Origin of the sequence: Shewanella sp. FJAT-52076 (assembly GCF_019457455.1) — a bacterium.
Classification (GTDB): domain Bacteria; phylum Pseudomonadota; class Gammaproteobacteria; order Enterobacterales; family Shewanellaceae; genus Shewanella; species Shewanella zhangzhouensis.
On the sequence record NZ_CP080415.1, the window covers coordinates 873,891 to 897,958 of the forward strand.

17 protein-coding genes and 1 riboswitch are annotated in these 24,068 nt (G+C 55.8%); of the genes, 9 read left to right on the plus strand and 8 right to left on the minus strand.

The annotated features are described in order from the left end of the window. Positions 1-125: 125 nt before the first annotated feature. On the plus strand, positions 126-1,457 hold the full coding sequence (hflX, locus tag K0H79_RS03790; protein ID WP_220077375.1) for a GTPase HflX: 1,332 nt from the start codon (positions 126-128) through the stop codon (positions 1,455-1,457). Positions 1,458-1,581: 124 nt separating this feature from the next. Here hflX and dbpA read toward each other — a convergent pair whose 3' ends face one another. Continuing rightward, on the minus strand, positions 1,582-2,985 hold the full coding sequence (gene dbpA, locus K0H79_RS03795) for an ATP-dependent RNA helicase DbpA (protein ID WP_220077376.1): 1,404 nt from the start codon (positions 2,983-2,985) through the stop codon (positions 1,582-1,584). Positions 2,986-3,497: 512 nt separating this feature from the next. Here dbpA and K0H79_RS03800 point away from each other — a divergent pair. Then, a complete protein-coding gene (locus tag K0H79_RS03800) occupies positions 3,498-5,213 on the plus strand; it encodes a GSCFA domain-containing protein (protein WP_220077377.1) in 1,716 nt (571 codons plus the stop codon). Between the two features lie 292 nt (positions 5,214-5,505). Here K0H79_RS03800 and K0H79_RS03805 read toward each other — a convergent pair whose 3' ends face one another. From K0H79_RS03805 to metH, 7 genes are all read right to left on the minus strand, one after another. Next, complete coding sequence (locus K0H79_RS03805) at positions 5,506-7,227, minus strand: SulP family inorganic anion transporter (RefSeq protein ID WP_220077378.1); 1,722 nt, start codon at positions 7,225-7,227, stop codon at positions 5,506-5,508. Between the two features lie 182 nt (positions 7,228-7,409). Beyond that, positions 7,410-9,476, minus strand: a complete 2,067-nt coding sequence (locus tag K0H79_RS03810; protein ID WP_220077379.1) for a S9 family peptidase — start codon at positions 9,474-9,476, stop codon at positions 7,410-7,412. Between the two features lie 348 nt (positions 9,477-9,824). Beyond that, positions 9,825-10,460 (minus strand): malonic semialdehyde reductase, encoded by a 636-nt coding sequence (locus tag K0H79_RS03815; protein ID WP_220077380.1) that lies wholly within the window; start codon positions 10,458-10,460, stop codon positions 9,825-9,827. Between the two features lie 492 nt (positions 10,461-10,952). Continuing rightward, positions 10,953-11,222: a hypothetical protein gene (locus tag K0H79_RS03820; RefSeq protein WP_220077381.1), complete on the minus strand. Its 270-nt coding sequence runs from the start codon at positions 11,220-11,222 to the stop codon at positions 10,953-10,955. Positions 11,223-11,327: 105 nt separating this feature from the next. Beyond that, positions 11,328-11,756 (minus strand): NADAR family protein, encoded by a 429-nt coding sequence (locus tag K0H79_RS03825; RefSeq protein ID WP_220077382.1) that lies wholly within the window; start codon positions 11,754-11,756, stop codon positions 11,328-11,330. A gap of 416 nt (positions 11,757-12,172) precedes the next feature. After that, on the minus strand, positions 12,173-12,451 hold the full coding sequence (locus K0H79_RS03830; RefSeq protein WP_220077383.1) for a hypothetical protein: 279 nt from the start codon (positions 12,449-12,451) through the stop codon (positions 12,173-12,175). A gap of 642 nt (positions 12,452-13,093) precedes the next feature. After that, positions 13,094-16,834, minus strand: coding sequence for a methionine synthase (gene metH / locus K0H79_RS03835; protein ID WP_220077384.1), 3,741 nt, complete (start codon positions 16,832-16,834; stop codon positions 13,094-13,096). A gap of 276 nt (positions 16,835-17,110) precedes the next feature. Between metH and K0H79_RS03840 the strand changes: the two genes are divergently transcribed. The 7 genes from K0H79_RS03840 (at position 17,111) to K0H79_RS03870 (ending at position 24,047) form a co-directional block, all read left to right on the plus strand. Beyond that, positions 17,111-17,830: a histidine phosphatase family protein gene (locus K0H79_RS03840; protein WP_220077385.1), complete on the plus strand. Its 720-nt coding sequence runs from the start codon at positions 17,111-17,113 to the stop codon at positions 17,828-17,830. Between the two features lie 81 nt (positions 17,831-17,911). Further along, a riboswitch (cobalamin riboswitch) is annotated at positions 17,912-18,065 on the plus strand. 98 nt (positions 18,066-18,163) lie between these two features. Beyond that, a complete protein-coding gene (locus tag K0H79_RS03845) occupies positions 18,164-18,979 on the plus strand; it encodes an ABC transporter ATP-binding protein (protein WP_220077386.1) in 816 nt (271 codons plus the stop codon). Between the two features lie 44 nt (positions 18,980-19,023). Further along, positions 19,024-20,019 carry an iron ABC transporter permease gene (locus K0H79_RS03850; protein ID WP_258405521.1) on the plus strand — a complete coding sequence of 332 codons (996 nt, stop codon included), beginning with the start codon at positions 19,024-19,026 and terminating at the stop codon, positions 20,017-20,019. Between the two features lie 9 nt (positions 20,020-20,028). Further along, positions 20,029-21,063, plus strand: a complete 1,035-nt coding sequence (gene cobT / locus K0H79_RS03855; protein WP_220077388.1) for a nicotinate-nucleotide--dimethylbenzimidazole phosphoribosyltransferase — start codon at positions 20,029-20,031, stop codon at positions 21,061-21,063. A 13-nt stretch (positions 21,064-21,076) separates the two neighbouring features. Further along, positions 21,077-21,859 carry an adenosylcobinamide-GDP ribazoletransferase gene (locus tag K0H79_RS03860; RefSeq protein ID WP_220077389.1) on the plus strand — a complete coding sequence of 261 codons (783 nt, stop codon included), beginning with the start codon at positions 21,077-21,079 and terminating at the stop codon, positions 21,857-21,859. Between the two features lie 130 nt (positions 21,860-21,989). Further along, positions 21,990-22,535 carry a bifunctional adenosylcobinamide kinase/adenosylcobinamide-phosphate guanylyltransferase gene (gene cobU, locus K0H79_RS03865; RefSeq protein ID WP_220077390.1) on the plus strand — a complete coding sequence of 182 codons (546 nt, stop codon included), beginning with the start codon at positions 21,990-21,992 and terminating at the stop codon, positions 22,533-22,535. 3 nt (positions 22,536-22,538) lie between these two features. Further along, positions 22,539-24,047 (plus strand): cobyric acid synthase, encoded by a 1,509-nt coding sequence (locus tag K0H79_RS03870; RefSeq protein WP_220077391.1) that lies wholly within the window; start codon positions 22,539-22,541, stop codon positions 24,045-24,047. Positions 24,048-24,068 lie beyond the last annotated feature (21 nt).

The window sequence follows — 24,068 nt, forward strand, 5'->3', positions numbered from 1 at the left end:
TTTTTTATCCTGGGCCCTGATGCTGGATTCTTGGGCGTATCTCTCGTATAACGTCGGCATCACAGCCCAGGTAATGGCTGTGGAGTCTTCCGCCTGAATCAGGTCTGCCCTCGCAGTGAGCCACTATGCCCCCAATCCAGGAACAAGCCGCCACCCGTGCGCTGCTCATCTCCATCCATACCCCCAACATAGGTGCCAAAGAGGTGGAAAGCTCCCTCGCGGAGTTGGCCCGACTGGTGAGCACCCTTGGCTTTGCCGTACACGGGACAGAAACCCAAAGGCAGCAGTCCACCAAGCGCCTGTCGGTGCTTGGCACAGGCAAGCTGGAGCAGCTGGCCCGCATGACAGGCTCCTTGGACGAGGCCGACGATTCCCTCGCCAACATAGATGAAGCTGGGCTGGAGGCCTTTTTGGCGGGCAGTCAGCGTCAGCATGCCAATGTGGTGGTGTTCGACTGCGACTTAAGCCCAATGCAGCTCAGAAACCTTGAGGATGCCCTTGGGGTTGAGGTGTTTGACCGCACAGGCATTATCATCGAGATTTTCAGTCGCCATGCCAGCAGTAAAACCGCGCGCTTGCAGGTAGAGCTGGCACGGCTTAACTATTTAACGCCCCGGATACGCCGCGAGCATGGCGGTGATAGACAGCGCACCGGCGGCCGCAGCGTGGGTGAGAGCGCCATCGAGCTTGAGCGCCGCGCTATCCGTGACAAGCAGGCGGAGCTGAGGCGTGACCTTAAAAAGGTGCAGGAGGTAATGCAGGAGCAAAAAAGCAGTCGTGCCGATACGCCAACGGCAGCGCTGGTGGGTTACACCAACGCCGGTAAGTCCTCCCTGATGCGCGCGCTCACAGGCTCCGAGGTACTGGTGGAAAACAAACTCTTCGCCACCCTGGATACTACGGTAAGGGCACTCGCTCCCCAGACCCAGCCGCGAATTTTGATTTCAGACACTGTGGGTTTTATCAATAAGCTGCCCCATGACTTGGTGCCAGCGTTTCACTCCACCCTGGAAGAGGCCAAAGACGCCAGTTTGCTGCTCTATGTGGTGGACGCCAGTGATGTCGATTTTCGCAGCCAGCTTGAGGTGGTGCGCTCGGTGCTGGCACAAATCAATCTGGGTGGAAAAGACAGGCTGCTGCTTTTAAACAAGGTAGATTGCCTCTGCGAAGATGTGCGCTCGGCACTGGCGCAGGAGTTCCCCGATGCGCTTCAAATCAGTGCCTTGGCTCCAGAGGATGTGTCACGGGTACATCAGGCCATACTCGATGCCATCACCAATCAGATGCTCAGTGCCTGCTTTAACATTCCCTACGCTGCCAGCGCCCTGTTGGGCGACGTTCATGGCAGGATGCAGGTCATCGATGAGCAGTACCATGAGTCGGGCATGCGCATCACGGTACGTGGCCGCAGTATGGATCTGGACAGACTCAACAAGCGCTTGCTGACTGGCTGCTAATCTCTGTCACTGCGACAGGAAATGCCAGGCGATACAGACCGCTGAAAAGGTTACCTACAGCTAAACACTCCGGAAAAACAAAAAGGGCAGCCTGTGCTGCCCTTTTTCTATTTGCAAACCTGGCTTACTTCATCAGCCAGGCGCGGTACGACTTGCCTTTAATACGGCCGGAGGTGATTTTACCCAGGGCCTTCTTTGCCACCTTGCGGTCAACCGCCACATAGGCGCGGTAGTCTGTCACCAGAATTTTGCCCACCTGGCCGCCTTCGATGCCGTTTTGGCCGGTGAGGGCACCCAGGATATCGCCGGGGCGCAGCTTATCTTTTTTACCGCCGTCGATTTGCAAGGTGATCATGGCTGGCGCCTTGGGCATGCTGCCAAGGAGGCTTGCTGAGGGCAGCGGCTCGCTTTGAATGTCGCGCTCCAGATACTCTTCTAACAACGCTATCTTGTAGCCGTCTTTGTCATTAAAGAAGGTAAAGGCGGCGCCCTTGCTGCCCGCACGGCCGGTGCGGCCAATACGGTGAATGTGCACCTCTGTGTCGTGGGCCACGTGGTAGTTGAATACCGCATCGAGGGCATCGATATCCAAACCTCGGGCGGCCACGTCGGTGGCGACCAACACGCAGGCGCTCTTGTTGGCAAATTGCAGCAGGGTTTCGTCCCTGTCGCGCTGCTCAAGGTCGCCATGGAGCGCCAGTACGCTGAAACCTGCGGCCGTAAGATCATCGGCCACCTTCTGGGTTTCACGCTTGGTGTTACAGAACACCACCGCGCTCTCGGGTTTGTGCTCAAGCAGCAACAATTGCAGTGCCTGCATGCGGGCAGCATCGTCTTCCAGATGGAAGAAGTGCTGGGCAATGGTGCTCTTCTCGTGGGTGGTGGCCACTTTCACCATCACGGGGTTATACATCACCTGCTGGGCAATGGTTTGAATCTGTTCGGGGAAGGTGGCGCTGAACAGCAGGGTCTGGCGCTCCCTCGGGCTTCTGGCAATAATCGCATCCAGCTGCGGCTGAAAGCCCATTTCCAGCATGCGGTCGGCTTCATCGAGCACCAACATATTGAGATTGCTCAAATCGAGGCGATCGCGCTCCAGGTGATCAACAATCCGCCCCGGCGTACCCACAATGATGTGGGCGCCATGCTCAAGCGAGCCCACCTGAGGCCCCATGGGCACACCGCCGCAAAGGGTAAGGACTTTGACGTTGTGGATACCTCGGGCGAGGGTGCGGATTTCCTGGGCCACCTGATCGGCCAGCTCACGGGTAGGGCACAGCACCAGGGTTTGAATGCGAAAACGCTTCACATCCAGCTTGTTCAGTAAACCCAGACCAAAGGCAGCGGTTTTGCCTGAGCCGGTTTTGCCCTGACCAATCACATCCTCACCCGCCAGAATGGCCGGCAAACTCTGGGCCTGAATGGGTGTCATCTCGTGGTAACCCATGGAGGACAGGTTCTCAAGCAGTTCGGTTTTAAGCTTAAGGGTGGAAAAAGCCAGTGAAGGCTGGGTATCTGAATTGCTCAAGGAAAGTATCCTGTGGTGGCTAACCGGGCGTTTGCCGGGTCACTGAAATGGCGTTCTGTAATGGTTATCGCTATCGGAGTGGGGCTGAGTGTGAATTGTTTGGGCGACATCTCTGTGCCAACTCCTTCCTTACCCAACCCCAAAGCGTGGCTATTGTAGCAACAAAGCGCCACATTTGCCTCAAGACTGAATAGCGGGGTAAAGCAGGTGTGGGCAGAGTGCTTAAGCACATCTTTTTCAATGTGGCTCCTAATGCGGCTCAATGCCGCTTGCTCTGCCAGTAAGGGAAAGGCTTGCCTTGCGTGAGGGATTAGAGCTGTAAGCCTGATTTGATGAACATGTTTATAAATGATCTTATCGATAAGTTTATTTTCAGCAAAAATTGAGAGAGCTGTAACTTTCGCTTATTGGCTTGATTTGTGCATTGTTTCAGGACATATGCCCCATGGCCAAACTTTTGGCAATGGGGCCAACGACTGGAATTGCTGAACTCTGACAAGGAGGTTTAGACCATGGCACTTGCACTACCCTATGATTCTTCCCGTGATGAGATTTTCTGGCGAACCGCTGTTGCCAACATTCGTACGGGGCTTGAAAACTTCAACATGCTCACGCCAAAGTTCAACATTGAACCTCACCATCGGATTTCATCGGCAGGTTCCTGTTTTGCTCTGCATATAGGTAACTGGTTGACGCAAAATAATTATTCTTATAACAGAAGCCAGCTAAACCTCGATGAAGTATCGAGCTTTGCGTTTGGCAATATCTACACCCCCCGCTCTTTGCTGCAGTGGTTTGTTTGTTCCGATGAAGAATTATCGCAGCACAGCGTGCACTTTGAGGCACAGTCCAGCCGCTACTATGATTTGTTATTACCAAGAGCTGCCGAAACGGGCTATCAATCACTGGATGAGTTACTGGCGTTCAGGACGTTGGCGATGGAGGAAACCCGAGCTCAGTTGGCACAAAGTGAATCTTTTATTTTTACCCTTGGACTGATTGAGGCCTGGATCGATTGCAACGGCATTTGCTATCCAAGTTGCCCAGGGGTGAAGTTTGGTGAGTATGATCCTGAAAAATACCAACTTAAGGTATTTAATTATCAGGAAATATTTTCTGATCTTAGTGAGCTTTTCCAGCAAATTAAAGCTGTAAACCCCGATATACGTTTTGTGCTGACGGTATCACCTGTCCCTTTGACGGCCACAGCCACTGATGACCACGTGTTGGTGGCCAACGGCTATTCCAAATCGGTCCTGCGGGCTGTTGCGGGGGCATTCTGCCAAGGGCGGGATGATGTCAGCTACTTCCCCTCGTTTGAACTTATCACCACCCCCTTACCGGAAGACTTTCGCTATCTGGAAAATCGGCGCACCGTATCTGAAAAAGGCGTTGGCTATGTGATGCGGCATTGGGCTGAATTGTTAAATGGTAAGCAAACACCAGAAGCAAGCCACATTGAAGCGGCATGCGATGATGAAATGCTGGATGCCATTAAGAAGGACACATCTAGTGATCTGGGCACACTGCTGACCCTCATAGGTGATAGCCATTTTGGCAAGTTGGCCAAGTCTTTTGAGCGGCTTGGTCAGTCCTGTTGTGGTGGCATGGTGATGAATGGTTCCGGATTCGCTCAGCATAAATTCACCTTGACCAGAGATGCGGACATCATGGTGCCATTAGAAAGCGCAGAATCCCGGCGCCTATGGCAGCCCATAGTTAACAACCTCGACAGCTTATGTAAGGCTCAACGTCAGTCGGAGTCCTGGGTATTGACCAATATTGGGCTGCAAACCCATCAGACTGTGTCCACGTTTGTGCAGTGGATGAAAGCTGAGCGCCCAGACAGGTTGAATCAGATTGGAATGGAAGACTATGTGGAGTTTTTCGATGCAAAAATGCGAGACCAAATGACTATCGTGTTTCGCCTAAAGGAACAGGGACATAGGATACTGGTGATTTCAGATACCCCATTCTGGCAGTGCTTTGACGAGTCCAAGGGAATGGCACCCTTAATGATGGCCTACATGGATGCGATGGAATATGTGTGGCAGCAGATGGGTGTTGAGTTCTTTCATGCGGCACGTATTTTTAATGAAGAGATAAGCGATCCAATGCCTTACGCTTCAACTTTGGTTTATTCCGATGGTAGTCCGGATTACTTCCATGGTGGGGACTCTTATTACGATTGGCTCGCCGGGAAATTATTGCCTTTGCTGAAAGCCTGACGTATCTGGTGATTTTCAATAATAGGCACTGTTGTTTAATATGGTTTTTATTAATTTAAACAGGGGATAGGCCTTTTGAAAGGTCGTGATGTGGGGCGCGGATAGGGCGGCGGGCAAGGCCGCTCCTTCGTTTCGGCTTTCCATAGAGAGGGGCACATGGCATCCCAAGTGCCACCGACACCGCAGTATCGAAGTTGAACATCCTTCGCTTGGCGAATACTGACGTAGTAAATCCTGCCCGGCTTAGTGAGTATCGGGGCATCCATCAACTACCGCAGCGAATGCCAGTGCCTCAGAGTGAGGCACTGCCGGATGTCGCCTTGCCCACTGCCGCACCGCCTGGTTTGGCGGCCTTGGCGTTAAGTTCGTCCACTTCAATGCCCAGCGAGGCGGCGAGGCTTGAAAGCGCATCGGCGCGGCTGTGGAAAATGGGCAGATCGCTGTGGTGGTCGATGAAGTTGGCTTCCCAGCTGTATTTGCGCGGCACCACCAGATACACATTGCAGCCACAGTCTTTGGCGTCCAGCAGGACGTTTTCGATGGCAAGGCCGGTGGTGGAGTCCATGTAGGGTACCCGGCACAAATCCAGCACCAGGGTCTCGGCAGATTTCACCGCAATGGACTCCCGCTGCAGGGTCTTGGCGACGCCGAAAATCATAGGGCCGCTCAGGCTCAAAAGCAGGGTATTGGATTTCTCGTTAATGGCATCCAACATGCGCTTTTCGTTGGGGCGCATGTCGGAGGCTTCACCCGAGTCGTTGATGGCGTTGATGTTGCGCTCCTGCAACTGTGACAGGCGGTCGATGGTGATAAGGTTGGCGATAAACATGCCCACACCCACGGCCACAATCAAATCCACAAACACGGTGAGCACCATGACCACATACATGGTCATGGCTGCCGAGCGTGACAATTGGTGAGCACGCTTCACAAAGGCCCAGTCGAGAATATTCAAACCAACCTTAAAGGCAATGGCCGCCAGCACCGCCATGGGGATGTATTCCACTATGCCCGCAGCGAGGGAAAACACGATAAGCAGGGTCAGTACCCGCACCACGCCGGAGAGGGCGCTGCTGGCACCGGCCTGGATGTTGACCACAGTGCCCATGGTGGAGCCTGCGCCGGGCAGGCCGCCGCAAAGGCCCGAGGCGATATTGCCAAGGCCCTGACCAATCAGTTCTTTGTTGGAGTTGTGCTCAACCCGGGTGAGGCGGTCGGCAATCACAGCGGTAATCAGTGAGTCTATACAGCCAAGGGCCCCCAGCATCACGGCGCTGATGAGCATGTGGGTCAGTTCACCGTAGGTAAAGGTGGGGATAATCAGCGATGGCAGACCGATGTTGATTTCACCGATACGCCGCACATCCTCTATGTCCAGCAGTAACACCGAGGCGAGGGTACAAAACACCAGCGCCAGCAGTTGGGGTGGCAAGCGCATCTTGATGAGCTTGGGCACAATTTGCATCAGCGCCAGCGCCGAAAGCGCCAGCGCCAGCTCCTGCCATTTGATATTGCCGATAAGCGTTGGCAGGGCTTCGATAACCCCCACTGCGCCGCCGGAGATGCCGGCAACTCCCACCAGATTGGGCAGCTGCAGAATAATCAGCAGCACACCGATGCCCGACATAAAGCCGGAAATCACACTGTAGGGCATCAGGGTAATGTAGCGGCCGAACTTGAGCGCGCCGAGGATAATCTGAACCAGACCCGCGAGCATCACCACGGTAAAGGCCATGGCCAGCCCCTTGTCGGGATGGGTGGCGGTGAAGCTGGCAATCACTGCTGTGGTGACCACAGTCATGGGGCCCGTGGGCTCAGAAATCAGGGTGCGGGTGCCACCAAAGAGGGCGGCAAACAGGCCCACCAGCAGGGCACCGTAAATACCGGCCTGGGCGCCGGCGCCGGAGGCCACACCGAAGGCCAGTGCCAGGGGCAGCGACACTATGGCTGCGGTTACCCCACCCATGAGATCGCTGGTGCGGGATTTGCTGTCAAAGGCGTTGAATATCGGCACGTGGGCTGTCCTTCAAAATGCGGCTGTGATCTTGGTCACGGAGTTTATAGGGATAGTCGGGCTTAGCCAAGGCGCAATCTTGCTGGTCGTACTAGGTTGAAAGAACAATGAGATCGCTCTGTCGAACACTTGAACGCCGGCTAAAAAATGGCCCCGCAATGCGGGGCCGTTGGCAGGGATAATCAGCGTGCGCCCGGCTCGGCGAAGCGGGTCATCCAGTCTTTGACTTCGTTGTACCAATAAATGGAGTTATTGGGTTTGAGGATCCAATGGTTCTCGTCGGGGAAGTAAATCATCCGCGACTCTATGCCCTTGGTTTGCAGGGTGCGGAACAGCTCAAAGCCCTGACCCACAGGTACGCGGTAGTCCAGCTGACCGTGAATAACCAGAGTCGGGGTTTTGAACTTGTCGGCGTGATAGTGGGGCGAGATAGTTTTGTAGATCTCGGGGCTTTCCCAAAAGCCGCCGAAGCGGGTGCTGTGCACGGCAAAGTCGGCTGCCATTTGCGAGTACATGTTATACACGGCAGCATGAATGAGCAGCGCCTTGAACGGATGCTCTGTGCCCAGCAGTATCGAGGTCAGGTAGCCGCCGTAGCTCGCACCACCGGCCACCATGCGCTCGGTATCAATCCAGGGCTGGGCCTCAAAGTATTTGGTTGCGGCCTGAATATCCGCCAGCGGCTTGGTGCGCCAGTCAGGGTTGATGGCATCGGCAAATTCCTGCCCAAAACCGCTGGAGCCGTGAAAGTTTGGCCAGGCGGTGACATAACCCCAGGAGGAGAAGGTCTGGGCGTTCCAGCGGTAGCTGAACGAGTCACCAATGGCATTGTGCGGACCGCCGTGAATGAGCAGGAACAGCGGGTATTTCTTGCTCTTGTCAAAACCCGGTGGGTAGTGCACCCACATCTGGATGTCTTTGCCGTCTGCGCCCTTGTAGGTCACCGATTCGTAATGACCAAGATCAGTTTGCCTCAGCAGCTCATCGTTGAACGTGTCCAGACGGGTGGTTTTGCCGCTCTTTACATCCACAGTCACCAGGCGTGGGGGATAGAGGAAGCTGTCATTGGTGGCAACCAGGGTGTTTTTGTCGGCAACGGCCGGGGCACCAAAGCTGGTGGCCTTGGTGATGGCCCTGGGTTTGCCGGTTTTGGCATCGATTTGATACAGGCGCTGGGTGGCGGCGTCATCGATGTTGCTGAACAGGCTCTTGCCATCCTTGCTCCACACGAAACTGCCCAGGGAACGATCCCAGCCATCGGTAAGGGATTTAAGCTTCTTGCTGTCCATGTCATACAGCATCAACCGCGACGTATCGGCATAAAAGCCCTGAATATGCTGGCGACTGAAGGCGAGGGTATCGCCATCGGGGCTGAAGCTAGGGCTGTCATCCGGCGCCTTGTTGTCCGGCGTCAGGTTGTCGGCCTGATTGCCGCCGATGCGGGCGAGGAAGAGGTCGATATTGGGGTCAACCTGATTGTCCCAGCCGTTTGAGGTGAAGGCGATATACTGCTCATTGGCATCGATATCGTAGTCACCTGAACTTTGGCTGGAGCGAGGCAGCTCGCGGCCAAGGGGTTGGGTGATGGCTTCTACTTCGCCGCCGCTGGCAGCAATACGGAATACATGGGCCTGACGGTTTTCATCAATCCAGTGGTCGAACTGGGAATAGGGCAGGGCATTCCACTGACGGGCCGACAGCTTCTTGTCTTTGTCGGCCTTGAGTTGCTCGGCCATCTCATCCCAGCTCTTTTGCGGCCACACATTGGCGATAAAGTAGAGGTGCTTGCCGACCCACTTGATGCCATACACACCTGTGGGCACCTCGGTCAGGCGCTGGGCTTCGCCCGGGCCTGTCATCGGCAGCAGGTAAATCTGACCGGCGTCGTCTTTATCGCGCTTGCTGACAAAGGCGAGTGTGCTGCTGTCGGGGGAGAATACGGGCTCACTGGCGCCGAGGCCTTCGGCGGTGATGGGGCGCTGCTTGTTGCCGTTGCGGTCAAACAGCCACAGACGGGTGTAACCCTTGTCTTCTTTAACATCGAAACGGGTGACCGGCGCTATGATGTACTGGCCGTTGGGTGACACCACAGGCGAGCCGACTCGCTCGAGTTGCCACAGGCGCTCGACGCTGAGCAGCCGCTCGGAGGTGCTTGCAACTGTGTTGGTTGCAGTAGTGCTAGTGTCGTCAGCCGCGTTTGACAGCAGCGGAAACAGACAGAGCGCTGTTATTAAATGGATCTTGTTCATGCAATGGGCTCCAGGATTGCGCTATCCACAGTCGTTGGGAATTCACCTCTTGCCGAGGTTTTCCTCTCGATGCCCTGCTGTGGCGATATTCCTTGGGGCCACAGAAAGGCATGCCTCTTTTGTTAGCTACCGGTGTAAGCCGGATAAGAATCAAGGCGATATCAGCTTACGACACCAACCTTTAAATTTCATTAATCTGACTGACGGGCAGCTTGAAGCGAGAAGCGGCCCACGGCGTGAATGTTTGAGGCATTTTTAAGCCTAATGAAAGTCCAGCCTTTTGCTGAGTATCATAAGCTCTGCCGCTGCTGGTGAAGCAAAAGCGGCTCGCCTATCCACAGCACTTAATCAAAGTAGCTGACAGGCCTCGTCGAAACTCAGCCTCGGTTGCCTGGGATGCAGCTTGTTGCTGTCGCCATAGCCGAGATTACACAGGAAGTTACTGCGGGTGCAGCCAGTGGTGAAAAATTCCTGCTCATCGGGGTAGGCCTGCTGACCGGTAGCGAAAAATTCCTGATCCACCTTGGCATTATCGAAGCCGGACATGGGGCCGCAGTCCAGCCCCAGTGCGCGGGCGGCGAGGATAAAATACGCCCCCTGCAGCGAACTGTTGCGCCGGGCGGTAACCTCGGCGAGCTCCGGTGCCTTGATAAACATATCTTTCATTGCCGGATTGTGGGGCGCAAGCTTGGGTAAGCGTTCGTAAAAGCGCAGATCGTAGCCTATGATGGCGGTCACCGGCGCCGTCATGGTTTTTTCTACATTGCCCGAGGCCAGCGCCGGTAACAGCCGCTGTTTGGCAGCCTCACTGCGCAGAAATAGTATCCGCGCCGGGCTGCCATTGACGCTGGTGGGGGCCCATTTCATCAGTTCATAGATTTGCTTCAAAGTCTCATCGGAAACGGGCTTATCCAGCCAGTGGCCGTGGGTGCGGGCCGTGCGGAACAGGGTGTCCAGAGCCTCATCGGTTAACGGCGTATTCATAGGGTCCTCCTGCGTGCCGCCGGTGTATGCCCTTAAGGTATAAACCCCGACACGCCCCCTTGCCACGAACACCAGGCGAATGAAGCGCCCGTTTACTGAAATCCAAATGATTGCGCTGAGGCGGCCCAATCAGTCCCCTACAAAAAAGGTTTAATTGTCTTATTAATTCGCTACCACGGCTGCAACCGTCCGGCTCGGCGTACCCATCATGGTCGCATTCGGCGGCCTGTTACTGCTTGGCGAACCACTCAGCCTCAGACTCATCCTCTGCTCCACCGCCGTCCTCGGCGGCATCGCACTCGTTGTACTGAACCGCTCGGGGAAATAGCCTTTGTGCAGAAGCTCAAGTTGGGGCGCAGGAAGGCTATGCCTGTCCTGTCTCCTTCGTCAACGCTCAAAGCAGCCGCGAGGTGAGCGTCGAAGGAGCGAATCCAACAGCCCGCCGCGAAGCGGTGTATTTAGGGCCGTTTTGCTACAGCGAATTGTTAATTGCTAGAACTTGTCGCCAGCAGCGTATTTACCGTTCAAATTGAGTTTGATTTTCACATCCCAAAGTGCATAAACAAACACTTCTATTAAGTGTACAGCACCATCAACGACTATCTTCTTAGAAACAAACGGTGTTTTTTTATCTAAAGAGAAAAGGGAGTTGTCTTTAACGACTAACTCATCATCAACGAAGAGCTTTGCTCCACTAAACCAAGTGTTCTCGAACTTAATGGAAGTATTCCCTATAGATGTTTCTACTACTTTTCTAGGCACAGTATTTCCCTCTGTATGTGCAATTAACGCTTTGCTTTGCGGCGCGCGTTAGCGCGTCCGGTGGAGGCCACGCTTTTTGTGGCCGTAACGAATAACAGCAACTTGTTATATTTCATCGCGAACCCTAGCCAAAATCTTTCCTAGTTTATTTTGGCCAGTCCCATCTTGACCGCAACCCCAGTAATAATCACCCGGCGCATTCTCAACGATGTCTTGGGCTCCTGTAGACTTAAGTAATTCGGCGAGCATAGGATGGGTTTTGAATTTTTTCAGGACGGCTTCATACATAATGTTATCCTTAACTTGTTCCCAATCAGTTCTTATAGCTACTTTCCGGCTCCTGCCAAGTTCAGCAGCTATTTTGGGGGTATAGGCTGTTCTGATTCTTTCTTGATGCTCTTTATCCTCAAATTTTTGAGCCTGAAAGTAGTGTTCCACCGTGGGCCACCAAACCCCGTCCATCTCAACACCGAACTTTGAGAAGTTACTGAATTCGCCAAACTCATCTGTCTTTGTATAGAAAAAGATCGTCATGCTGACCTATGAAATATAACGCCCGCATAAGGGGCGACAAAACGTAGCGGCATTTGGTTTAAACTTGGGCGAAGCACAAAACTGAATGCCGTGTAGTTTTGGCGTACCAGCCCCCGCATTTCAGGGGGCGGCTTGATGCGTTTGTTATGTGAATAATGCACTTAGGCGGATAGGTGTCCCGCAACGACCCCGACTCCAGTAGCCCATAAACTTTCAACAACAGAGCTTAAAAATATACGAGTACGAGCTTTTAATGTTTTAACCATAGACACCTCCTTAATGCTGTCTTGATCCGATGGAACCAATCTAATACTTACGTAACGCAACACAAACAACAAAAGGGCTACAGAGCCAACAATCGTCATGGGGATTGCCAGTCCCCCACCTATTACCCCTATCGGCCTAAGAGCACTATTTTAATCACAGGTTTTGTAATATGACCGACCGCCGATCTTTTTAAACAAGACCTTGTTTTCGTCTTGTAAATGACGAGCAATTGTAGCAAAGAACCAACCCGTTTTATTATCAATTTTATTCCCTTGCGGGTATGCAGACTTATTTAACTCAAGCTGGTCCTTGATGTATGTAGCAGGAACCCAACCATCATTAAAGCCGGACTCTGAAGCCTGGATAAAGTCACAAACGACATTTGCCATCTCGTCAATTAAAGACTGCACTCTCAGTTTGTACTCCATAGTTCCTCCTATTCACATAACAGTTGTATAGTGCGCATGCGCATAATCTTACATCGGACCACTTAGTAAGATTTCACACAACACACTGTTTTTAAATTTGATTTTCAACTTAACAAAAATCGTTCTGGGTGGAAAGTGCGCATGAGCATGATTTGCGCTCGCTTTGTTTCGCGCAGCAGTTGTAAGCTGTTGAAATTCTACATGTTATAAAAAATGTTTCAGAAATAGTACGCAAGGACAGACTGATGCGGAACGCAAAAAACGTCATTTTTAAAATCATACTGTGGATCGATACAGTTTTGGTCGTTAGGTATCAACGCTGATTTTCTCTCGAGCGTAGGGGGCGAATCAGTCAGGACAGGCATAACACGGTTGTGGAAGGTTGCACCAAACACTGGCATATCCCCAATAGTGACCGTCGACAGCATGGATGCTGTCGTCGAGCTTACAGGGATGTACTTGCAGCGTGTCACGGATGGGGATTTGCGAAGGCTCACAGCCAGTGATGAGGCAAGGCAGAGATTGCAGTGAGTCATTAGGTAATTAGTGAACAAGGGGCTGGCAGCCACAATCGGGCGTCAGCCCAAAAAACAAAAGCCGCTCAATGCGGCTTTTGTTTTTATTTTTAAAGAGTGCCAACGGTCACTCTGGATCGTAGTCGAGCACTGGTGTTAACCACTTCTCCGCTTCAGCCACGGTCATCCCCTTACGGCGGGCGTAGTCTTCTACCTGATCCTTGCCGATGTTGGTCACGCCAAAGTAGCGGGCCTGTGGGTGGGCGAAGTACCAGCCGCTTACTGCCGCTGTGGGGTACATGGCGAAGCTTTCGGTGATATTGAGGTCAATGCACTCGTTGGGTTTGAGCAAATCCCACAAGAGGCCCTTCTCGGTGTGATCCGGGCAGGCGGGGTAGCCGGGGGCGGGACGGATGCCGCGGTATTTCTCGCGGATAAGCGCCTCGTTGTCGAGGTTTTCGTCGCTGGCATAACCCCAGAACTCTTTACGCACCCGCTCGTGCATGCGCTCGGCGAAGGCTTCGGCCAGACGGTCGGCCAGCACCTTGAGCATGATGGCGTTGTAATCATCGTGGTTGGCTTCAAAGCGTGCCAGATGCTCATCGATACCGTGGCCTGCGCACACCGCAAAGCCGCCGGTGTAGTCGGCCACACCGCTGTCTTTGGGGGCAACAAAGTCCGACAGACAGAAGTTATCGTTACCCACCCGCTCGATTTGCATCCGCAGATGATGGGTGGTCATCAGCACTTGGCTGCGGCTCTCGTCGGTGTAAAGCTCGATATCGTCATGGTTTATGGTATTGGCCGGGAACAGGCCAATCACCCCTTTGGCGGTAAGCCACTTTTCATCGATGATGGTTTGCAGCATGGCTTTGGCGTCGGCGTACAGCTTACGGGCCTCTTCGCCTACTACTTCGTCGTCGAGAATGCGCGGGAAGTGGCCGTGCAGTTCCCAGGCGCGGAAAAACGGCGTCCAGTCGATGCGATCGACCAAGTCATCCAGCGGATAGTCTTCAAACACCTGAATGCCAAGCTTGTTGGGCACCTTTGGCTGGTAGTTGGCCCAGTCGAGCTGGCAGCGGTTTTCCCGCGCCGCCTCGATGGAGACAATTTCCTTACGCTTGGCCTGTGAAAGGCGCTTTTCGCGCATCACATGGTATTCATCGTAGGTGGTCTTGATGGTGGCATCGCGGGTCTCATCGTTGATGAGTTTGCTCACCATGGGCACGGCGCGGGACGCATCCGGAATATAAATGGCGCCGTGGGGATAGTGGGGCGCAATCTTTACCGCAGTATGGATTTTCGAGCAAGTGGCGCCGCCGATGATGGCGGGAATGGTGAGCCCTTCGCGCTCGAAGGTTTTCACGTTATGCACCATTTCATCGAGGCTCGGGGTGATCAGCCCCGACATGCCGATGATGTCGACCTGCTCTTTTTTGGCGACTTCGACGATTTTCTCCACCGGCACCATAACGCCTAAGTCAATCACCTCGTAGCCGTTACAGGCGAGCACCACGCCGACTATGTTCTTGCCGATGTCGTGCACGTCGCCTTTTACCGTGACCATCAGCACTTTGCCGTTGCTTTGGCCGGCGACCTTTTCGGCCTCGATAAAGGGATTTAGATAGGCCACGGCCTTTTTCATCACCCGGGCGGATTTAACCACCTGGGGCAGGAACATCTTGCCCTCGCCAAAGAGGTCGCCCACCACGTTCATGCCGTCCATCAGCGGGCCTTCAATCACATCCAGCGGACGGGTGGCCTGCTGTCGGGCTTCTTCGGTGTCGGCGTCGATAAATTCGGTAATGCCTTTTACCAGCGCATGCTCAAGGCGCTTGTTCACCGGCAGGCTGCGCCATTCCAAATCTTCTTTTTTACCGGCACCGCTGCCAGCGCCGCCGCGATATTTTTCCGCGATTTCAAGGAGCTGCTCAGTGTTGCTTGAGTCGGCCACAGGGCAGGGCAGGTTAAGCACCACGGCTTCGACCCGCTCTTTAAGCTCAGCGGGGATATCGTCATAAATCGCCAGCTGCCCGGCGTTCACAATGCCCATGTCCATGCCTTCTTTAATGGCATGGTAGAGGAACACGGCGTGGATGGCCTCACGCACAGGGTTGTTGCCACGGAACGAGAAGGACACGTTGGACACGCCGCCGGAAATCATCGCATGGGGCAGGGTGGCCTTGATGTCGCGCACCGCCTCGATAAAGTCCACCGCGTAGTTGTCGTGCTCTTCGATGCCGGTGGCCACGGCAAAAATATTGGGGTCGAAGATAATGTCTTCCGGCGGGAAGCCGACTTTGTCCACCAGAATGCGATAGGCGCGGGTACAGATTTCAATTTTGCGGGCACGGGTGTCGGCCTGGCCGGTTTCATCGAAGGCCATGATGATGGCGGCGGCGCCGTAGCGCTTCACCAAAGTGGCCTGCTCGATAAACTTGTCTTCGCCTTCTTTAAGGGAGATGGAGTTGACGATGCACTTGCCCTGCACGCACTTAAGGCCCGCCTCTATGACTTCCCACTTGGAGGAGTCAATCATGATGGGCACCTTGCTGATCTCAGGCTCCGAGGCCACCAGATTGAGGAAGGTGGTCATCACCTCTTCGCCGTCCAGCATGCCCTCATCCATGTTGATATCGATGATCTGAGCGCCGTTTTCCACCTGATCCCGGGCGACATCCAGCGCGGTCTCGTATTGGCCTTCTTTAATCAGTTTCAAAAACTTGGCTGAGCCTGTGACGTTGGTGCGCTCACCCACGTTTACAAACAGGCTGTCGGCACTGATGGTAAGCGGTTCAAGCCCGGCGAGACGGCAGGCAACCGGGATCTCCGGCAGCTTGCGGGGGGCGTGTTTTTCAACGGCTTCGCGGATAACGCGGATATGATCCGGAGTGGTGCCGCAGCAGCCGCCGACTATGTTCAGCATGCCTTCGATGGCCCACTGGACTATGATGTCGGCCATTTCTTCGGGCGTTTCATCGTAGCCGCCGAACTCGTTTGGCAGGCCCGCATTGGGGTGGGCCGACACATAAGATTCGCTGATGCGGGCAAGTTCTTCCACGTAAGGGCGCAGCTCTTTTGGCCCCAGGGCACAGTTAAGGCCCATGCTGATGGGTTTGATATGGCGCAGCGAGTTATAAAAGGCTTCGGTGGTCTGGCCGGTCAGGGTGCGGCCGGAGGCATCGGTAATGGTGCCGGAGATCATCACCGGCAGGCGCAGACCAACCTCATCAAAAACCGATTCGATGGCAAACAGTGCCGCCTTGGCGTTCAGGGTATCGAAAATGGTTTCCACCATGATGATATCGGCGCCGCCTTCAATCAGAGCGGCGGTGGACTCACGGTAGGCGGCCACCAACTCATCGAAGTGGATATTACGGTAGCCCGGGTCATTCACATCCGGGCTGATGGAGCAGGTGCGGTTGGTGGGGCCAAGTACGCCGGCCACATAGCGGGGGATGCCGGTTTGGGCTTCCACTTCATCGGCCACTTCACGGGCGACGCGGGCACCAACAAGGTTAATCTCGGCCGAGATCGCCTCCATCTCATAGTCGGCCATGGCAACCGTGGTGGCGTTAAAGGTGTTGGTCTCGATGATATCGGCACCGGCCAGCAGATACTCGCGGTGAATGCCCTTGATTATCTCAGGCTGGGTGAGCACCAAGAGGTCGTTATTGCCTTTTACGTCACAGTGCCAGTTGGCGAAGCGGCTGCCGCGATAGTGTTCTTCCTCCAGCTTGTGGCCCTGGATCATGGTTCCCATGGCGCCGTCGAGGATAAGAATACGCTTGGAGAGATCCTCGTTCAGTCGCTGTTGACGGTTGTGGGCAAGCGCCCTGGTCGCCTGGGATAACACTGGAGTTGCCATAAAAAACACCTGCAAAGTACAAAAAAGTGACTGTCCTGTGTAGCCTAAGCCGGGTTGATGCCGCTGAAAAGGTAAAACCGGTACGGCGCCCGCTTAATTTGATTTGGACATTTATACGTATAGACGTCCATAATACGCGAAACTTAGCTTTAGGGGCAAGCGAAGGCTCAGGAGCAAGCGACGCGCCTGGCACCAGCAGTGAGGCCAGCCCCAGGTCTGGGTAAGACCTGAAAGAGGCCGCCACAGGACGCTGATATAAAAACGGGGTAGAGCAAGATGCACAGGCAAGACGCTGACGCTGTGGTGGCTGTGGAAAAGGATAACGCCAAAGCTCATGGGGACTCACTGGACGACAAAAGCCATGTCCAGATGTCACCCCTTGACATTATTTTCTGGCGCCATGGCCAGTGTGAAGATGGCGCCGTGCTGCGGGGACGAAGCGATGCCCAGCCCAGTGAAGGTGCCCTCATCGCCATTGCCGGCAAGGCCCGTGACATGGCGGTACCTGCCCGAATCATCTCATCGCCTTTGCAGCGCTGCGCGCGGCTCGCACAAGCCTTGCAGGCTGAAATCACAGCTGCACACCCCGGGAGTAATCCACCAGACATACTTTTTGAGCCTCTGCTAACCGAGATGGACTTTGGCGTCTGGGATGGGCAGTCCATAGCACTGCTCTGGCAAACCGCTCCAATGGAGGCATGGTGGCAAGACCCCTGGGCCATAACGCCCGAGGGCGGCGAGCCCATGCACGCCTTTGAAGCCAGGGTGGCAGAGGCGCTGCAAGGGCTGCTGGCACAGGCGCCGCTTAATGATGCCGGGCCACTGTGGGTGGTGACCCACGGCGGCGTTATCCGTTGCCTGATGGCCGCTATTTTGGGGGCGGGGCGGGCAGCGGGTTTTTATGGGGCATTGGAGCTGGATTACGGCGCCCGGGTGCACACCCGTTGGTACCGCACAAATGGTGGCTGGCAGGGGCGATTACTCTGGGGCAGCTGAGAATATTGCGCTTCACCCAGTCTTTTGGCCCTTTACCAGGTAGGTGAAAGGTCTGATAATCTGCGGACCGGAGTCACTGCTCCGGCCATAAATGCCAGGGGTGTCGGGGGCCAAGCCAACCCGACATGAAAAGGGAACCGGGGACATACCATAAGGTATCAGCCCGGACTGTGCCCGCAACTGTGTGGGGGAATTCCCCCGAGTCAGGATACCTGCCCCTGTGCTTCTTTTACTTTCCCTGTCCGGGCGGGTTACCCGGTGGAGTGATATGAGCCAAATTGCCATGCCCGTTCCCCAGAGGGAACCCGGGTACCTGTTTAATGGGGTAACACCATGACCCCGGCCATCGAAGTCAGCAACCTCTGCTGGCGGGTAGGGGAGCGGCCGCTGCTGGACGGCGTAAGCTTTGCCCTGTCCGGCAAGGGTATGTATGGGGTTATTGGCCCCAACGGCGCCGGCAAGTCATCCCTGCTGCGCTGCCTGTACCGCTATATTCGCCCGGACAGTGGCAGCATACTGCTCAATGGTCAGGACATTCACCTCTATTCCAGGCGCAGCTTTGCCCGCGCCGTGGCCGTGGTACCCCAGGAATTACCGCCCCTGTTTGATCTCTCCACCGAAGCCGTTGTTGCCATGGGGCTTATCCCCCACAAGGGCTGGCTTGCTGCCGACAGCGCCGCCGACAAGGCCGGCATTGTAGCGGCTCTCGCGGAAGTGGGGCTCGAAGGCTATGGCCGCCAACCCTTTGGCAAGCTGTCCGGTGGTGAAAAACAGCGGGCCCTCATTGCTCGGGCGCTGGTGCAAAAGCCGCAGTTTTTGATCCTGGATGAACCCACGAGCCACCTGGATGTGCGCTTTCAAATCGAAGTGCTGGAACTCCTCAAACGCCTGGATATCTGCGTGATTTGCACCATCCACGACCTGAACCTGGCCAGTGCCCTGTGCGATGAGCTGCTGCTGATGTCCCGTGGCCGCCTGGAAGCCTCGGGCACGCCTGAGGTAGTGCTCACCGAGGCCATGCTCGCCTCTGTATTTGGGGTGTGCACCACGGTAGAGCCTCACCCCCAGCATGGCCGTCCGCTCATCCATTACTACTATGGTTATGATGCACGCACCGCCCCCCAAGGCCGCAAAGAGGTGAGCCTGTGACTGCCCTCAAAGCCCTGTTAACCCCGCTCGGACGCCGGGAGCTGATGGTGCTGGCGCTTATTCTGGCCTGTCTGTTATCGCCGGTACTGGCCAGTATTTTTGGCGCCGTGGACATCGGCTTTCGCGAGGCCATGTCGGTGTACCTGCATGCGCTGATTGGCGAGCGCCCCGCCGATGTGGCCTATCTCGACAGCCGCATTCTGCTGGAGCTGAGGTTGCCGCGTATCCTCCTGGCCTTTGTGTGTGGCGCGGGATTGGCGCTCTCCGGCTGGGCGCTGCAACTGGTGACCCGAAACCCCCTGGCTGACCCTTATCTTTTTGGGATCAGTGCCGGTGCCAGCCTGGGGGCGATTGTGGTACTCAGCCTGGGAATTACCCACGGGGTGCTGCTCGCCATCGGCCTGCCGCTGGGGGCCTTTATCGGTGCCAGTGCCTCTGTGTTGGTGGTGCTCACCCTCAGTGGCTTTGGGCTGCAAAGCCAGGTGGAGCGCATGCTGCTTTCCGGGGTTGCCACCTCCTTTTTATTCGGCGCCCTCGGCAGTTTGCTTCTATATTTTTCAAGCCCCCAGGTGACGGCGTCGGTGATATTCTGGAGCCTGGGCAGCTTTGCCCGCGCCGCATGGGATCTGCTCTGGTTGCCCTGGTTGGTGTTTGGCGCCTTTGTGGGCTTTTTGCTGCTGGTTCGGCGGCAGCTCTTTGCCCTCAGTGCCGGTGATGAAACTGCCCATGCCCTTGGGGTATCCGTTGCCAAACTGCGCATTATCAGTTTGCTGATGTGCTCTTTGATGACAGCCGTGCTGGTAGCCAGCTGCGGTGGCATTGGTTTTGTGGGGCTGATGATCCCCCACATCACCCGATTGCTGTTTCCCGGCAGTCAGTCGCTGCTGATTGTGGCCATGCTGGGTGGACTTTTTATGGTGTGGGTCGATGTGATGACTCGCAGTTTACTGCCGCCACAGGAGCTGCCTGTGGGGGTGATTACTGCTGTGGTTGGCAGTGTGTTTTTCCTGACGCTGCTCTTTGGCCGCAGGAGTGAATAAGGATATCTGATGTTTGATATATCTCCCGTCAGCCGCGAACGGGATGAGCAAATCCAGGCGCGTATCGACGATAAAACCAAGCCAAGGGGCGCCCTGGGGGCGCTCGAACCCCTGGCGGCGCATCTGGCGCGGCTGCTGGGCGATTCGCCGGAAATTAAGCGCCCCGCCATGTTGGTGTTTGCTGCCGACCATGGCATTGCCAGTGCCGGTGTATCCATAGCTCCGCCTGAGGTAACTGCTCAGATGGTCGCCAACTTTGCCAGCGGCGGCGCTGCCATCAATGTATTTTGCCGCCAGCTCGGTTGGCAGCTTGAAATCATCGACGCCGGTATGCTCAGCGCGCCGCCAGGGGAGATGGGTGTGACCGATTGTCGCCTCGGCGCAGGCACAGGCCCCATTCACAAGCGCGCCGCCATGACCCTTGGTCAGGTGGAACATGGCCTCGCCTTTGGCCGTGAACGGGTGCGTGCCCACCACGCCGAAGGCACCAATCTTATTGCTTTGGGGGAAATGGGCATTGGCAATACCTCCAGCGCTGCCGCCGTGATGGCCGCGCTCATGGGGCTTGAGGCCAAAGACTGCGTTGGCCGGGGCACAGGGGTGGATGCAGCCACCCTCAAGCGCAAGCAGATGCTGGTGGAGCAGGCGCTCTTGCTGCATCTGGATATGCTAACCAGCCCCGAATCCATCCTTGCCTGTGTGGGCGGCTTTGAAATTGTCGAGATGACCGGCGCCATGTTGGGGGCTGCCGAGCTGGGAATTCCTGTGTTGGTGGATGGCTTTATTGCCACCACGGCCGCACTCGCTGCCGTGAACATGTTCCCCCAAAGCCGCGAATACCTTATCTTTGCTCATCGCTCTGCAGAGCGTGCCCACGGGCTGATACTGGCGCACCTTGAGGCCGAGCCGCTGCTTAGCCTGGATATGCGTCTCGGTGAAGGTACGGGGGCGGCATTGGCCCTGCCACTGGTGCAGGCTGCGGCTAATTTTTATCGTGAAATGGCGAGCTTCAGCGACGCCGGAATTACAGATGTAACGCCTTAGGGCGGGAGCAGTTATGTCGACCTTTAAGCGTGAACTTGAGTTGTTTTTGTTGGCGCTCACTTTTTTTACCCGCATTCCTGTGCCGGTAAAACTCGATTACAGCGGCGAAGGCTTAAACCGCGCCAGTCGTTACTTTGGCCTGGTGGGCACCCTGGTTGGGCTTATCGCCGCCCTGGTGTTTTACCTGACCCAGTTTATCTTTCCTGCCTCCGTTGCCGTGGTGCTGGCCATGATTGCCACTGTGCTGCTCACCGGCGGCTTTCATGAAGATGGCCTTGCCGATACCGCAGACGGTTTTGGCGGTGCCTTCGAGCGGGAGCGCAAGCTCGAAATCATGAAAGACAGCCGGGTCGGATCCTATGGTTCTCTCGCGCTGGTTCTGGCATTACTGCTTAAATTTCAGCTGTTAAGCGAACTGGCACTCTACTCGGTTTCCAGCGTGGTGGGTGGTCTGGTGCTGGGGCATACCTTAAGCCGTGCCTTCGCCGCCAGTATTATTTTCAACCATACCTATGTGCGCGAAGATGCCGAAAGCAAAGCCAAGCCCCTGGCTCAGTCGATGCATTGGGATGAAGTGCTGTTTTTAGTGCTCAGTGCCGGGGTGATTTGTTTGCTGCTTACCGGCGTGGGCGCGACGCTGGTGATACTCATCACCCTCTTTGTGGCCCGCAGCCTGCTGGCCCGTTGGCAGTCACGCCATATCGGTGGCTACACGGGAGACACCCTGGGCGCCTGTCAGCAAATACTCGAGCTGGTGGTCTATCTGGTACTCCTGCTGCTGTGGAGTCAGTCGTGAGTGTGCCTGTCATCGCCCGGTCAAACACTGCTGTAGGCTACTCAGTGTGCGCTTATTCGCTTAAGGGCGCCTGTCAGACAATGCCTGAACTTGAAGTCTGTTCAGTGCTCCTGCTGCTGTGGAGTCAGTCATGATCCATCTGGTTCTCGGTGGCGCCCGCAGTGGCAAGAGTCGTTTTGCCGAGACTCAGGTTGCCCGGGTTTCGCACCGAGGGATTTACCTTGCCACGGCCACTGCGGGGGATGATGAGATGGCGGCCCGTATCGCCCGTCACCAGCAAGACAGGGCAGAGGCACACTGCCAATGGCACCTTATCGAAGCGCCGCTGGATTTGGCTGCGCAGCTCAGCGCCTTGTCCGGTGAGACACGGCCGGTACTGGTGGACTGCCTGACGTTATGGCTGACCAATCACCTGATGGCAAAGCCTCAGAAGATGACCGAGGCACGTAAGGAGCTCCTGAAAGCCATTGGAGATTTTCGTGGACAGCTGTGGCTGGTCAGTAACGAAGTGGGCTCAGGCATAGTGCCTTTGGGCGAACTCAGCCGCCAGTTTGTGGATGAAGCGGGGTGGCTCAATCAGGCCATTGCCGCCATCGCCGACAGGGTGACCCTGGTGGTGGCCGGGATGCCGCTGGCGCTGAAAGGCACCGCCATCAACGCTGAAATGGGAGGATAACCCATGGGCGCTTCTACGCTGATGATCCAGGGCACGGCCTCGGATGCCGGTAAAACCACCTTGGTCGCCGGGCTTTGTCGCCTGCTGGCCAGACAAGGCCTGAAGGTGGCGCCCTTCAAACCCCAGAATATGGCCCTCAACAGCGCTGTGACCGAAGACGGCGGTGAGATTGGCCGCGCCCAGGCGCTGCAGGCCGCAGCCTGTGGGCTGAAAGCCCATACCGATTTTAATCCCATATTGCTCAAGCCGGGCTCAGACACCCGGGCGCAGGTCATAGTTCATGGCAAGGCGCTCACGTCCCTCGAAGCATCGGCCTTTTTCGGCCCCGAGGGCAAGGGATACAAGGCCATGGCCATGGATGCCGTGCTGGAATCTTTCAATCGTCTTCAGCAGTCCTTCGATTACCTGCTGGTGGAGGGCGCCGGTAGCCCAGCCGAAATCAACCTGCGGGAAAATGACATCGCCAACATGGGTTTTGCCGAAGCGGTGGACTGTCCGGTGATTTTAGTGGCCGACATTGATAAGGGCGGCGTGTTTGCCCAGCTGGTGGGCACCCTGGCGCTGCTGTCAGAATCAGAGCAGGCGCGCATCAAGGGCTTTGTGATAAACCGCTTCCGCGGAGATATCAGCCTGCTGCAGCCGGGGCTGGATTGGCTCGAGGCCCATACCGGCAAGCCCGTGCTGGGTGTGGTGCCTTATTTGCACAACCTGTTATTGGACGCCGAAGATGCGCTGGTGCCCTATCAGCAAGTGGGTGCTGATTCCGACGCCGGGTTCCGGGTGAGGGTGCTGGTGTACCCCCGCACCAGCAATCACACCGACTTTGATCCGCTGCGGCTGCATCCGGGGGTGGATTTTGATTATCTGGATATTCAGAGTGCCAGCCCTGATGCTCTGCAGGGCGCCGACCTTGTGATACTGCCCGGCAGCAAGAATGTGCGCGCCGATCTCGAATGCCTCAAAGTCAGGGGCTTTGACTCTGCCCTTCGAAAGCACCTGAGGTACGGCGGCAAACTGATGGGCATTTGCGGTGGTTATCAGATGCTGGGGATAGAAATCGATGACCCCGACGGCATAGAAGATGCGCCCGGCAGCACTGATGGGCTGGAGCTTTTACCCCTGATCACCGAGCTTGAAGGCACCAAGGTTTTGGCCAATGTTTCGGGAGAACTTAGCCTCGGCGAGGGTGCCGTGGCGGTAAGCGGCTATGAAATTCACTGTGGCCGCACCACAGTGCTGGGACAGCTTACAAGGCCGCTGTTTTTGGTGGACGACAATGGCAACCCTGCCAGCGACCGGGGCTGCATCAGCGACGATGGCGCCATCTTCGGCAGCTATCTTCACGGCATTTTCGATACCCCGGCGGCGCTGGATGCGGTGCTCGCCTGGGCTGGTTATCGCGGTGATGGCCGGGGCTCGTCGCTGGAGGAACACAGAGAGCAGCAGCTCGACCGACTGGCGGATACTCTGGCTGAGCACCTGGATATGGCCAGGCTCAATTCTCTCTTTTAATGACGCTATCAGGACATTTGG

Coding starts and splice junctions, on each gene's coding strand:
- metH (WP_220077384.1), bottom strand. CDS start 16,834: ATGGCAACTCCAGTGTTATCCCAGGCGACCAGGGCGCTTGCCCACAAC.
- K0H79_RS03860 (WP_220077389.1), top strand. CDS start 21,077: ATGTCGACCTTTAAGCGTGAACTTGAGTTGTTTTTGTTGGCGCTCACT.
- K0H79_RS03810 (WP_220077379.1), bottom strand. CDS start 9,476: ATGAACAAGATCCATTTAATAACAGCGCTCTGTCTGTTTCCGCTGCTG.
- K0H79_RS03800 (WP_220077377.1), top strand. CDS start 3,498: ATGGCACTTGCACTACCCTATGATTCTTCCCGTGATGAGATTTTCTGG.
- K0H79_RS03870 (WP_220077391.1), top strand. CDS start 22,539: ATGGGCGCTTCTACGCTGATGATCCAGGGCACGGCCTCGGATGCCGGT.
- K0H79_RS03815 (WP_220077380.1), bottom strand. CDS start 10,460: ATGAATACGCCGTTAACCGATGAGGCTCTGGACACCCTGTTCCGCACG.
- K0H79_RS03845 (WP_220077386.1), top strand. CDS start 18,164: ATGACCCCGGCCATCGAAGTCAGCAACCTCTGCTGGCGGGTAGGGGAG.
- K0H79_RS03850 (WP_258405521.1), top strand. CDS start 19,024: ATGGTGCTGGCGCTTATTCTGGCCTGTCTGTTATCGCCGGTACTGGCC.
- hflX (WP_220077375.1), top strand. CDS start 126: ATGCCCCCAATCCAGGAACAAGCCGCCACCCGTGCGCTGCTCATCTCC.
- cobT (WP_220077388.1), top strand. CDS start 20,029: ATGTTTGATATATCTCCCGTCAGCCGCGAACGGGATGAGCAAATCCAG.
- K0H79_RS03830 (WP_220077383.1), bottom strand. CDS start 12,451: ATGGAGTACAAACTGAGAGTGCAGTCTTTAATTGACGAGATGGCAAAT.
- K0H79_RS03825 (WP_220077382.1), bottom strand. CDS start 11,756: ATGACGATCTTTTTCTATACAAAGACAGATGAGTTTGGCGAATTCAGT.
- cobU (WP_220077390.1), top strand. CDS start 21,990: ATGATCCATCTGGTTCTCGGTGGCGCCCGCAGTGGCAAGAGTCGTTTT.
- K0H79_RS03840 (WP_220077385.1), top strand. CDS start 17,111: ATGCACAGGCAAGACGCTGACGCTGTGGTGGCTGTGGAAAAGGATAAC.